Source organism: Streptomyces sp. NPDC047028, assembly GCF_040644095.1.
GTDB lineage: Bacteria > Actinomycetota > Actinomycetes > Streptomycetales > Streptomycetaceae > Streptomyces.
Genome location: NZ_JBEYVS010000013.1, coordinates 17,796 through 29,172 on the forward strand (window position 1 = coordinate 17,796; position 11,377 = coordinate 29,172).

Sequence of the window (11,377 nt, forward strand, 5' to 3'; positions counted from 1 at the left end):
CGAACTCCCACGAGGCTAGGAGTGCGCGGCCCGCGCGCGGCAGAGGCGGATGTACGCGGCCGGGCGGGACAAATGTCACGGGTGCCGCCCGGCCCGCCCGCCCCCACCAACTGATCTGACACAACGTCAGGAGCCTTCACAACTGCCGAGCCCTCGGCTATACAGAGGGCGCCGGACTGGAACCCGTTCTAGATCCGACCATGCGCGACCTCGGTGCGGCCGACGGTGCGGACGTCCGCACCGAGGTCTTGAGACCCGTCAGGAGTTCCATGCCCATCGACGCAGCCGCCGCCCTCGCCGCCGAGCCCCATACCGGTGGGATCGGCTGGACCGCCAAGGACGTCCAGCTCTACCACCTCGGCATCGGCGCCGGCACCGACCCGGACAAGGACAGCCCGGCCACCGACCCCGACGAGCTGCGCTACACCCTGGAGTCCCGGCTGCACGTGCTGCCGAGCTTCGCCACCGTCGCCGGCTCCGGCTCGCCCGGGGTGATCAGCGGCCTGTCCATGCCCGGCGTGGAAGTCGACCTCGCCAAGGTGCTGCACGGCGGTCAGACCCTCACGATCCACCGGCCCCTGCCGGCCGCGGGTACCGCCACCGCCACCGGCCGCATCGCCGCCGTGTACGACAAGGGCAAGGCCGCCGTCCTCGTGATGCGCACCGAGGTCGCCGACGCCGAGGGTCCCCTGTGGACCAACGACGCGCAGATCTTCGTACGCGGCGAGGGCGGCTGGGGCGGCGACCGCGGACCCTCCGCCCGGCCCGAACCGCCCACCGGCGAGCCCGACCGGACCGTCGAGCGGCCCGTCCGCCCCGACCAGGCCCTGCTCTACCGTCTCTCCGGCGACCTCAACCCCCTGCACGCCGACCCCGAGTTCGCCAAGCTCGCCGGATTCGACAAGCCCATCCTGCACGGGCTGTGCACCTACGGAATCACCCTGAAGGCGGTCGTCGACACCCTCCTCGGCGGCGACGTGACCCGCGTGCGGAGCTACAGCACCCGGTTCGCCGGGGTCGTGTTCCCGGGAGAGACCCTGCGCGTCCGCATGTGGCGGGGCGACGGCCGGATCCAGGTGACCGTGAGCGCCGTCGAGCGGGAGGACGCGCCGGTCCTCGCCGACACCATCGTTCAGCACTCCTGAGAGGCCCGCGCCCGAGAGGCCCGCGCCCGAGAGGCCTGTACCTGAGAAGCCCGTGAGGGGAGCCGCACCATGCGCGCAGCCGTACTGCACGAGATCGGCCAGGACAAGCTGGAGGTCCACGACGACGTCGAGGCCGTCGGCTTCGGCCCCGGCAGGGTCCGGGTCCGGATCCGGGCCACCGGACTGTGCCACTCGGACCTGTCAGCGATGAACGGCGTGCTGCCCCAGCCCGCCCCGTTCGTACCCGGCCACGAGGGCGCCGGCGAGATCATCGACGTCGGCGAGAACGTCAGCCATGTGAAGCCCGGCGACCGGGTCGTCCTGTGCTGGCTGCCCGCCTGCGGCGCCTGCCCCGCCTGCAAACGCGGCCAGACCGAGCTGTGCCTGGCCGGCTTCATGAACGCCGGCACCCCGAACTTCAAGCGTTCCGGCGGCGACCTGTTCGGCTTCGCGGGCACCGGCACCTTCGCCGAGGAGGTCGTCGTCGACGCGGGCTGCGCCGTGCCCATCCCCGACGACGTGCCCTTCGACATCGCCGCCCTCATCGGCTGCGGCGTCACCACCGGACTCGGCGCCGCCCTCAACACCGCAGATGTGGAGGCCGGTTCGTCGGTCGCGGTGATCGGCTGCGGCGGCGTCGGCATCTCCGCCGTGCAGGGGGCCAGGCTCAGGGGTGCCGCCGAGATCGTCGCCGTCGACCCGGTCGCCTCCCGGCGCGCGTCCGCCCTGAGGTTCGGCGCCACGAAGGCCGTCGCCCCCGAGGAACTGGCCGACGCCAAGCAGCAGGTCACCGGCGGCGAGGGCTTCGACTACGTCTTCGAGGTCGTCGGCCGCTCCGCCACTGCCCGCACCGCCTACGAGCACACCCGGCGCGGCGGCACCCTCGTCGTCGTCGGCGCCGGCGCCATGGACGACCACCTCCAGCTCAACATGTTCGAGCTGTTCTTCGACGAGAAGCGCATCCTGCCCTCCATGTACGGCGGCGGCGACGTGCTGCGCTCCTACGAGCGCACGATCGCCCTGTGGCGGGCCGGCCGCATCGACCTGGAAGGCCTGATCACCCACCGGGTCCCGCTGGCGGAGATCAACGAGGCACTGGACCAGATGCGCACCGGCACGGCCCTGCGCACCTGCATCGAGATCTGACGACGGACGGACACCTGCCATGACACGGAAACCTGCCATGACACGGGCGCCTGCCACGACACAGACACCTGCCATGACACTGCCGCTCGAAGGGCTGTCCGCCGTCGTCACCGGCGCGGGGCGCGGCCTCGGCCGGGCCGAGGCGCTGGAACTCGCCCGGCTCGGCGCGTCCGTCGTCGTCAACGACTACGGACAGCCCGGCCGGGACGGTTCCGGCGCCGCCTCCGCCGGTCCCGCCGAGGAGGTCGCCGCCGAGATCCGCGCGGCCGGCGGCCGGGCGGTCGCCCACACCGGTGACATAGCCGACCACCAACAGGCCAGGGAACTCGTCGGGTTGGCGATCGGCGAGTACGGCACGCTCGACATCCTCGTCAACAACGCGGGCATCCTGCGCGACCGCATGATCTTCTCCATGACCGAGGACGAGTGGGACACGGTGATCCGCGTCCACCTCAAGGGCCACTTCAACACCACCCACTTCGCGGCCGCGCACTGGCGGGAGCGGTCCAAGGCGACCGGGGCGCCGGTGTACGGCCGGATCGTGAACACCTCCTCGGAGGCGTTCCTCGCGGGCTCCGCCGGACAGCCCAACTACGCGGCCGCGAAAGGCGGGATCGTCGGCCTCACCACCTCCACCGCGCTCGCCCTCGCCAAGTACGGCGTCACCGCCAACGCGATCTGCCCGCGCGCCCGCACCCGGATGACCGAGGACGTCTTCGCGGGCTTCCAGGAACCGGACGAGGGCCGCCTGGACCCGCTCGCCCCCGAACACGTCGCCCCGCTCGTCGGCTACCTGGCCTCACCGGCCGCCGCCCGGATCAACGGCCAGCTGCTCGTCGTCCACGGAGGCATGGTCGCGATCGTCGAACGACCTCGGGTGCGGGCGAAGTTCGACAGCAAGCAGGAGACGTTCGGCTACGACGAACTCGACGCGCTGCTCACCCCGCACTACGCGGACAGGCCGCCGGGGGAGACGTTCGCCGCCGCCGAGGTCCTCGCACTCAAGCGGGAGTGACCCCGGGGTGACACAGGTGAGGGGGCGTCCGCCGACCGGCGGGCGCCCCCTCATGCATGACCTGTACGACCGTCAGACAGCCGCCTCGGCCCTGTCGTCCGCAGGCTTGCGGTGCCGGCCGCGCGGGCTCGACTCGTCGTCCTGGGCCGCGACCGGGCCCCGGTGCCGGCCGTGGCCGTCCACCTCGGAAGAGCCGGCAGACAGCGGTTGTGTCGTGCTGGTGTCGCTCATCGGAAGAATTCACCCCGTCAACATGATCTCTTACAGCCGGGCGAGTGTAACCGGCACACCTTGGGCCGAATCCAGGCGGGCACGCCGACCGGTGCTACTTCGTTACAAGTCCCCCCAACGGCGCCTGCTGCAACGGCACGGGACGCCTCGCGGCGGGCCCCGGCGATTCCCTGTCCGCCGGCCTTTCGGACACGTCGGGGGCCGGTGCCGGGGAAGCGCCGGACGCGTCGGCCTTCCCGGATGCCGCCCCCACGTCACCTGCCCCCGTGGTCGGCGCCGTCAACTCCGCCGCACCGCGAGGCACCTCCACCTCCGCCACACCACACCGCACCTCCTCCGTGGCGTACGGCAACCGCAGCACCCCCTCCCGCGTCCACAGCCCCGTCCCCGTCAACCAGCCGTCGGGTGCCGGAAGATGACGCACCCGCCCCCCGGCCGGCCGCCACACGCCGACCCAGCTGCCGAACGGCCCGTCGATCCGCAGCGCCACCGAACAGCTCTCCGGCATCAGCACCTGCCCCGGCTGGATCGCGAACGGCGTGACCGCGCAGTCCGGGACGCGCAGGCTCTCCGGGAAGCGCACCGGCAGCGTGCTGCCGAGCACCCCCCAGCCGAGCCGTTCCCGTCCCGGGGACGGCGCGTCCGAGGAGATGAGCAGCAGCCCGCTGTCGGGATCGGCGAGCAGCAGCCGGTCGTCGCTGCCGGCCGCGATCTGGAGCAGGGGCGAGAGTTCCCCGCCGCGCTCCAGGTCCAGCACCACGGTCTTGGTCCGGCCGCCCAGCTCCCGGTCCAGCGCGAGCATCCGCCCGGCGCGGTCCAGCCACACCCCGCCCGAACAGTGCCCCGGCACCTCGGTCAGCCGCTCCGGCCCGAAGGCGCCGCCCGCCACCAGCCACAGCGCCGTGGTCCGCGGGCCCACGGCGAGGGCGTAGGCCCGCGTGCCGTCCGGGGCCGGGGGCAGCAGCGTCAGCCGGGTGCCGGGCTCCGGGCACTTGACCGCGCCCAGCGGCAGCTCGCCGGTGCCGGGCCCGGTCGGGTACAGCAGGAAGAAGGCGTGCCGCTGCGCCACCAGCCGGTGGATGAGCACCCGGCCGTCGCCCATCGGCTGCACCTCGGTGCCGGGCTCCTCGGGCTGGTTGCCGGGTAGCGGCACCGCGTACGGCTCCGGGCCGTCCAGGGTCCAGCGCTCCGGGAACCAGGAGTCGCCGTCCCGGGCGAGGCGGGCGCCGTACGCGCCGTCCGCCGTGATGGCGCACCCGGCCTCCGGCGCACCGTCGTCGGGAGCCACTGACGGGGGTTCGATCGCACAGGCCGTCATGGTTCGGTCACCTCCGGCGACGAAGCTAGTTTTCGTACGCACGGGCGTGGGACCGGCCGTCCCCACTTCACACATACGGGTGGTGCAGAAGCGATTCAGCTGAGGGTGTGGGGGCCGGTGTGCTGAGCCGGACCGGTACGCCGGACGCGGTTCGGCACCGCAGGACAGCCAGGTAGCCTTGGCCCGTGCCCCGTCTGTCTGAAGTCATCGCCGCGCTGGAGAACCTGTGGCCCGCCGAGCGGGCCGAGTCCTGGGACGCGGTCGGCACCGTCGTGGGCGACCCCGACCAGGAGGTCACCCGCGTCCTCTTCGCCGTGGACCCCGTACAGGAGATCGTCGACGAGGCGGTGAAGCTCGGCGCCGACCTGCTCGTCACCCACCACCCGCTCTACCTGCGCGGTACGACGACCGTGGCGGCGTCCACCTTCAAGGGCCGGGTCGTGCACACGCTGATCAAGAACGACATCGCGCTGCACGTCGCCCACACCAACGCCGACACCGCCGACCCCGGCGTCTCGGACGCCCTCGCCGGAGCGCTCGACCTCCGCGTCGTACGACCGCTCGTGCCGGACCCCACCGACCCGGCCGGCTGCCGGGGCCTCGGCCGCGTCTGCGAGCTGGACCACCCGCTCACCGTGCGCGAGCTGGCCGCCCGCGCCGCCGAGCGGCTGCCCACCACCGCCCAGGGCATCCGGGTGGCCGGGGACCCCGAGGCGCTCGTCCGCACGGTCGCCGTCAGCGGCGGCTCCGGCGACAGCCTCTTCGACCACGTCCGCGCGGCCGGCGTGGACGCCTTCCTCACCGCCGACCTGCGCCACCACCCCGCCTCCGAGGCGATGGCCCACAGCCCCCTCGCGCTGCTCGACGCGGCGCACTGGGCCACCGAGTGGCCCTGGTGCGAGCTGGCCGCGAGCCAGCTCGACGAGATCTCCGACCGCCACGGCTGGGACCTCAGGGTCCACGTCTCCAAGACGGTCACCGACCCCTGGACCGCCCACGCGGCGTCCACCGCCACCGACAACCAGTAGGAGCCCCCAACTGAACGCCGCGCCCGCCGACCAGATCCGACTCCTCGACGTCCAGGCCCTCGACGTCCGCCTGCAGCAGCTCGCGCACAAGCGGAAGTCGCTGCCCGAGCACGTCGAGATCGAGTCGCTGACCAAGGACCTCACGCAGCTGCGCGACCTGCTCGTGGCCGCGCAGACCGAGGAGAGCGACTGCGCCCGCGAGCAGACCAAGGCCGAGCAGGACGTGGACCAGGTGCGCCGGCGCGCCACCCGCGACCAGCAGCGTCTGGACTCCGGCGCCGTCACCTCTCCGAAGGACCTGTCCAACCTCCAGCACGAGATCGCCTCCCTCGCCAAGCGGCAGGGCGACCTGGAGGACGTCGTCCTGGAGGTCATGGAGCGCCGCGAGGGCGCGCAGGAGCGGGTCACCGAGCTGACCGAGCGGGTCGGCTCCGTACAGTCGAAGATCGACGACGCGACCGGCCGCCGGGACGCGGCGTTCGAGGAACTCGACGCCGAGGCCGCGTCGGTCACCAAGGAGCGCGAGGTCATCGCGGGCTCCGTGCCCGCGGATCTGCTCAAGCTGTACGACAAACTGCGCGAGCAGCAGGGCGGCATCGGCGCGGCCAAGCTGTACCAGCGCACCTGCCAGGGCTGCCGCCAGGAGCTGGCGATCACCGAGCTGAACGAGATCCGCTCGGCCGCGCCCGACACCGTGGTCCGCTGCGAGAACTGCCGCCGCATCCTGGTGCGCACGGCCGAGTCGGGTCTGTAGCCGGGGGCCCGGGCCGGTGCGGGAGTTCATCGTCGAGGCCGACGGCGGGTCACGGGGCAACCCCGGGCCCGCCGGCTACGGCGCGGTCGTGATCGACGCGGCGACGGGGGAGACCCTGGCGGAGGCCGCCGAGTACCTCGGCGTCGTCACCAACAACGTCGCCGAGTACCGCGGCCTCCTCGCGGGTCTGAGTACCGCCCACGCCCTGGACCCCACGGCCCGCGTCCACGTCCGCATGGACTCCAAGCTGGTCGTCGAGCAGATGTCGGGCCGCTGGAAGATCAAACACCCCGACATGAAGCCCCTGGCCACCCAGGCCCGCGCCGCCCACCCCCCGACCCACGTCACCTACGAGTGGATCCCCCGAGCCCAGAACACCCACGCGGACCGCCTGGCCAACAAGGCGATGGACGCGGGCCTCGCGGCCGGCAGCGACGACGCCGCAGCCGCGGGCAGCCGTGCCGCCGGGTCCTCCGCCCCACTCCCGCCAGCTGCGGCCAGTGCCGCCGAGTCGCCCACCCCACCCCCGCCAGCTGCGGCCAGTGCCGCCGAGCAGGCCCCTCCACTCCCGCCAGCTGCGGGCAGCGCCGCCGGGTCGCCCACCCCACCCCCGCCAGCTGCGGCCAGTGCCGCCGCCGAGCAGGCTCCCCCGCCCCCGCCCCCGCCAGCCGCGGCCAGTGCCGCCGGGTCGCCCACCCCGCCCCCGCCAGCCGCGGCCAGTGCCGCCGCCGAGCAGGCCCCCCCACCCCCGCCAGCTGCGGGCAATCGTGCCGCTGGGGCGGCACGGGTGGGCGCAGCGGCACCTCTCGGCGAGCAGCACCCATCGCCCCCGACCGACCCGCACCAGACCACCCCGGCCCAGCAGAACCCCGCCCCGACCGACCCGCACCAGCCCACCCCGGCCCAGCAGAACCCCGCACCGACCACCCGGCACCAGCCCACCCCGGCCCAGCAGAACCCCGCACCGGCCACCCGGCACCAGCTCACCCCGGCCCAGCAGAACCCCGCCCCGAACCAGTCCAGCCGGGGTTGGTCCAAAGCCCCAGACCTCGGCGCCCCCACCACCCTCGTCCTCCTCCGCCACGGCGAAACCCCCCTCACCCCCCAGAAACGCTTCTCCGGCAGCGGCGGCACCAACCCCTCCCTCTCCGACGCCGGCCGCGACCAGGCCCACCGTTCCGCCACCGCCCTCGCCGCCCGTGGCACGATCCAGGCCGTCGTCGCCTCCCCGCTCGCCCGCACCCAGGAGACCGCCCGCATCGTCGCCGCCCGCCTCGGCCTGGACGTGGAGACGGACGAGGGCCTCAGGGAAACGGACTTCGGCGCCTGGGAGGGCCTCACCTTCGGCGAGGTCCACACCCGCCACCCCGACGACCTCACCGCCTGGCTCGCCGACCCGGAGGCCCACCCCACCGGCGGCGGCGAGAGCTTCGCCGAGACGGCCGTCCGCATCGCCGCCGCCCGCGACCGCCTGATCGCGGCCCACGCCGGCCGCACGGTCCTCCTGGTCACGCACGTCACCCCGGTCAAGACCCTCATCCAGCTCGCCCTGGGTGCCCCACTCAAGTCCCTGTTCCGCATGGAACTCTCGGCGGCCTCCCTCTCGGCCGTGGCCTACTACGCGGACGGCAACGCGAGCGTACGGCTCTTCAACGACACGTCCCACCTGCGCGCCTAGGCGAGCGCAGCGCCGCGGACGCCCGCGCCAGTGCCTCCACGCGCCCCCAGTCCCCGGCGGCGACGGCGTCCGGCGGCACCATCCAACTCCCGCCCACACACCCCACGTTGGGCAGCGCCAGGTAGTCGGGTGCGGTCGCAGGCCCGATCCCGCCCGTCGGGCAGAAGCGGGCCTGCGGCAGCGGTCCGGCCAGTGACGTCAGATACGCCGTTCCGCCCGCCGCCTGCGCCGGGAAGAACTTCATCTCGCGCACCCCGCGCTCCAGCAGCGCGACCACCTCCGAAGCGGTCGACACCCCCGGCAGGAACGGCACCCCGGCCCCCCGCATCGCCGCCAGCAGCGCGTCCGTCCACCCCGGGCTGACCAGGAACCGCGCCCCGGCGTCCACGCACCGCGTCACCTGCTCGGGGGTGAGGACCGTCCCCGCGCCGACCACCGCGTCCGGTACCTCCTCGGCGATCGCCCGGATCGCGTCCGGCGCGGCCGGGGTCCGCAGCGTCACCTCGATCGCGGGCAGCCCGCCGGCCACCAGCGCCCGTGCCAGCGGTACGGCCCGGGAGGCGTCGGACACGACCACCACGGGCACGACAGGCGCGAGATCCAGCACGGAGGCAGCCGAAGGGGAGGGCGTCATGCCCTCATCGTGCCGAGCCGCTGCATCACCCGCAACGAACGTTGCACATATTGCAATGCCCCGCCGATGTACTCCCGGCGGGTGCGCCCTCAGTGGATCTCGTCCACCAGCACATCCAGCGCCCACGGCTTCCCCGCTCTGCCCGGCGCCTCCGCCTCCACCACGTACCCCAGGTCCCGCAGCGCCTCCACCAGCTCCGCCGGCCTCTTCGGCGCGGTCCCGGCCGACAGCAGGCTCCGTACGATCCGGCCCTTCGTCGCCTTGTTGAAGTGACTGACGACCTTCCGCGTCGGCGCGTGCAGCACCCGCACGGTCGCGGCCCGGCCGGCGACCTCGCCCTTCGGCTTCCACGCCGCCGCGTACGCGGCCGACCGCAGGTCCAGCACCAGCCCGCCGCCCGCCGCCTCCGGCAGCACCTCGGCCATCGGCGCCCGCCAGTGCCCGGCCAGCGCGCCGAGCCCGGGCAGCTTCACGCCCATCGAGCAGCGGTAGGAGGGGATACGGTCCGTGACCCGCACCGCCCCCCACAGCCCCGAGAAGACCAGCAGCGAGCCCGCCGCCCGCCGCTTCGCCGCCGCGTCCAGCGAGGCCAGGCCGAGGGCGTCGTACAGGACACCGGTGTAGATCTCCCCGGCGGGCCGCGCCCCGGCCGTCCGGAGCCCGGTGTTCTTCGCGACCTCGCCGCGCAGCCCCTCGCTCAGCCCCAGCACCTCGCGTGCCTTCTCCTCGTCGCCGGCGCACAGCTCGACCAGTTCGTCGAGCACGGCCTCCCGCGCGGCCGAAAGCCCCGGCAGGGACAGCGACTCGGGCTTCAGCGGGGCGCCCTTCCCGGAGGGCGCCTTGCCTTCCGAGGGCGGCAGCAGGACCAGCACCAGGTACTCCTTCTCTTCGGCTCAGCGCCAGGGTACGGGGTGCCGGCCACCCGCCCCCGACCTACGCTCGGGTGTATGCCCCGCCGCCCCATCCGCGTGACCGGTGCCCCCGAGGCCCCCCTCAGGGCCGCCCTCACCGCGCTCCGCGCCGACCTCGGTGTCCCGGAGACCTTCCCCGCCGACGCGCAGGCCGAGGCCGAGCACTCGGCGAAGGCACCCGCCCTCACCTCCCACGACTCCCACGACGTCACCGACCTCCCCTTCTTCACCCTCGACCCGTCCGGCTCCACCGACCTCGACCAGGCCACCCACCTCTCCCGCCACGGCACCGGCTACCGCGTCCGGTACGCCATCGCCGACGTCGCCGCCTTCGTCGCGGCCGACGGCCCCCTCGACGCCGAGACGCACCGCCGGGTGAACACCCTCTACTTCCCCGACGAACGCGTCCCGCTGCACCCCGCCGTGCTCAGCGAGGGCGCCGCGAGCCTGCTCCCGGACGGCGTCCGCCCGGCGGTGCTGTGGACGATCGACCTGGACGCGGACGGCCGGACCGGCGCCGTCGACGTACGCCGGGCCCTGGTCCGCAGCCGCGCCCGGCTGGACTACGCGACCGTGCAGGAGCGGATCGACAGCGGCCGGGCCGAGGAACCGCTCGCCCTCCTCAAGGAGATCGGCGAGGCCCGCGAGCGGCTGGAGGTCGAACGCGGCGGCATCTCCCTGAACGTGCCCGAGCAGGAGATCACCGAGCAGGACCACACCTACCGCCTCGCCTACCGCGCCCCGCTGCCCGCCGAGGGCTGGAACGCCCAGCTCTCCCTGCTCACCGGCATGGCCGCCGCCGACCTGATGCTGGCCCACGGCACCGGCGTCCTGCGCACCCTCCCGGTCGCCCCGGACGGCGCCGTCGCCCGGCTGCGCCGTACCGCCGTCGCCCTGCACGTCGACTGGCCGCACCACCTGTCGTACGCGGGCCTCATCCGCGGCCTCGACCCGCACCGCCCGAATCACGCGGCCTTCCTCCAGGAGTGCACCACCCTCCTGCGCGGCGCCGGCTACACCGTCTTCCGGGACGGCGTCCTGCCCGGCATCACCACCCACTCCGCCGTCGCCGCCCCCTACGCCCACTGCACGGCACCGCTGCGCCGTCTCGTCGACCGCTACGCCTCCGAGATCTGCCTCGCCGCCGTCGCCGGGCAGGCCCCGCCCGACTGGGTGCTCGCCGCGCTCCCCGCCCTGCCGCACGAGATGGCCGACGGCGCCCGGCGCGCGGGCACGGTCGAACGGGACTGCGTCGACATCGTCGAGGCCGCCCTGCTCAAGGACCGGGTGGGGGAGGTCTTCGACGGCTGCGTGGTCGAACTCTCCGACCATCAGCCGACCGTCGGCACCGTCCAGCTGGACTCACCGGCGGTCATCGGCCGTATCGAGGGCGAGCACCTGCCGCTCGGCGGGCGCCTGCGGGTCCGCCTCACCCGGGCGGACCCGGGCACGGCGAAGATCCTGTTCGCACCCGCGTGAGGCGGCTGCGGCGCAGAGCGGCGGCCGACACCCGGCCC

At 74.0% G+C, this 11,377-nt stretch carries 11 protein-coding genes; 7 read left to right on the top strand and 4 right to left on the bottom strand.

Annotated features, from left to right (window positions below; all coding sequences use genetic code 11):
• Window positions 1–269: 269 nt before the first annotated feature.
• The 3 genes from ABZ854_RS14070 to ABZ854_RS14080 all read left to right on the top strand — a co-directional run bounded on the left by ABZ854_RS14070 (window position 270) and on the right by ABZ854_RS14080 (window position 3,306).
• Window positions 270–1,145 carry a MaoC/PaaZ C-terminal domain-containing protein gene (locus tag ABZ854_RS14070; RefSeq protein ID WP_361209248.1) on the top strand — a complete coding sequence of 292 codons (876 nt, stop codon included), beginning with the start codon at window positions 270–272 and terminating at the stop codon, window positions 1,143–1,145.
• A gap of 69 nt (window positions 1,146–1,214) precedes the next feature.
• The gene (locus tag ABZ854_RS14075) at window positions 1,215–2,291 is read left to right on the top strand and encodes a Zn-dependent alcohol dehydrogenase (RefSeq protein ID WP_361209251.1); all 1,077 of its coding nucleotides are present in this window, start codon (window positions 1,215–1,217) and stop codon (window positions 2,289–2,291) included.
• A gap of 73 nt (window positions 2,292–2,364) precedes the next feature.
• Window positions 2,365–3,306, top strand: a complete 942-nt coding sequence (locus ABZ854_RS14080; RefSeq protein WP_361209254.1) for a 3-oxoacyl-ACP reductase — start codon at window positions 2,365–2,367, stop codon at window positions 3,304–3,306.
• Between the two features lie 72 nt (window positions 3,307–3,378).
• Here the strand turns inward: ABZ854_RS14080 and ABZ854_RS14085 are convergent, their stop codons facing one another.
• Both ABZ854_RS14085 and ABZ854_RS14090 read right to left on the bottom strand, forming a co-directional pair.
• Window positions 3,379–3,537 (bottom strand): hypothetical protein, encoded by a 159-nt coding sequence (locus tag ABZ854_RS14085; RefSeq protein ID WP_361209257.1) that lies wholly within the window; start codon window positions 3,535–3,537, stop codon window positions 3,379–3,381.
• Between the two features lie 94 nt (window positions 3,538–3,631).
• On the bottom strand, window positions 3,632–4,855 hold the full coding sequence (locus tag ABZ854_RS14090) for a hypothetical protein (RefSeq protein WP_361209260.1): 1,224 nt from the start codon (window positions 4,853–4,855) through the stop codon (window positions 3,632–3,634).
• 185 nt (window positions 4,856–5,040) lie between these two features.
• On the opposite strand from ABZ854_RS14090, the gene ABZ854_RS14095 reads away from it, so the two are divergent.
• Genes ABZ854_RS14095 through ABZ854_RS14105 form a run of 3 tightly spaced genes read left to right on the top strand, consistent with a single transcriptional unit; the run spans window position 5,041 to window position 8,315 of the window.
• Window positions 5,041–5,883, top strand: a complete 843-nt coding sequence (locus ABZ854_RS14095; RefSeq protein WP_361209263.1) for a Nif3-like dinuclear metal center hexameric protein — start codon at window positions 5,041–5,043, stop codon at window positions 5,881–5,883.
• Between the two features lie 10 nt (window positions 5,884–5,893).
• Window positions 5,894–6,637: a C4-type zinc ribbon domain-containing protein gene (locus ABZ854_RS14100; RefSeq protein WP_361209606.1), complete on the top strand. Its 744-nt coding sequence runs from the start codon at window positions 5,894–5,896 to the stop codon at window positions 6,635–6,637.
• A gap of 16 nt (window positions 6,638–6,653) precedes the next feature.
• Window positions 6,654–8,315 carry a bifunctional RNase H/acid phosphatase gene (locus tag ABZ854_RS14105; protein ID WP_361209266.1) on the top strand — a complete coding sequence of 554 codons (1,662 nt, stop codon included), beginning with the start codon at window positions 6,654–6,656 and terminating at the stop codon, window positions 8,313–8,315.
• Here the strand turns inward: ABZ854_RS14105 and eda are convergent.
• Window positions 8,287–8,949, bottom strand: a complete 663-nt coding sequence (gene eda, locus ABZ854_RS14110; protein ID WP_361209269.1) for a bifunctional 4-hydroxy-2-oxoglutarate aldolase/2-dehydro-3-deoxy-phosphogluconate aldolase — start codon at window positions 8,947–8,949, stop codon at window positions 8,287–8,289. The two genes, ABZ854_RS14105 and eda, sit on opposite strands and share 29 nt — an antisense overlap.
• Before the next feature lie 89 nt (window positions 8,950–9,038).
• Window positions 9,039–9,821: a peroxide stress protein YaaA gene (yaaA, locus tag ABZ854_RS14115; RefSeq protein WP_361209272.1), complete on the bottom strand. Its 783-nt coding sequence runs from the start codon at window positions 9,819–9,821 to the stop codon at window positions 9,039–9,041.
• Window positions 9,822–9,896: 75 nt separating this feature from the next.
• Between yaaA and ABZ854_RS14120 the strand changes: the two genes are divergently transcribed.
• Entirely contained in the window at window positions 9,897–11,339 is a 1,443-nt protein-coding gene (locus ABZ854_RS14120) for an RNB domain-containing ribonuclease (RefSeq protein WP_361209275.1), read from the top strand.
• Window positions 11,340–11,377: the final 38 nt, after the last annotated feature.

Coding starts and splice junctions, on each gene's coding strand:
- ABZ854_RS14090 (WP_361209260.1), bottom strand. CDS start 4,855: ATGACGGCCTGTGCGATCGAACCCCCGTCAGTGGCTCCCGACGACGGT.
- eda (WP_361209269.1), bottom strand. CDS start 8,949: ATGACGCCCTCCCCTTCGGCTGCCTCCGTGCTGGATCTCGCGCCTGTC.
- ABZ854_RS14075 (WP_361209251.1), top strand. CDS start 1,215: ATGCGCGCAGCCGTACTGCACGAGATCGGCCAGGACAAGCTGGAGGTC.
- ABZ854_RS14120 (WP_361209275.1), top strand. CDS start 9,897: ATGCCCCGCCGCCCCATCCGCGTGACCGGTGCCCCCGAGGCCCCCCTC.
- ABZ854_RS14070 (WP_361209248.1), top strand. CDS start 270: ATGCCCATCGACGCAGCCGCCGCCCTCGCCGCCGAGCCCCATACCGGT.
- ABZ854_RS14080 (WP_361209254.1), top strand. CDS start 2,365: ATGACACTGCCGCTCGAAGGGCTGTCCGCCGTCGTCACCGGCGCGGGG.
- ABZ854_RS14085 (WP_361209257.1), bottom strand. CDS start 3,537: ATGAGCGACACCAGCACGACACAACCGCTGTCTGCCGGCTCTTCCGAG.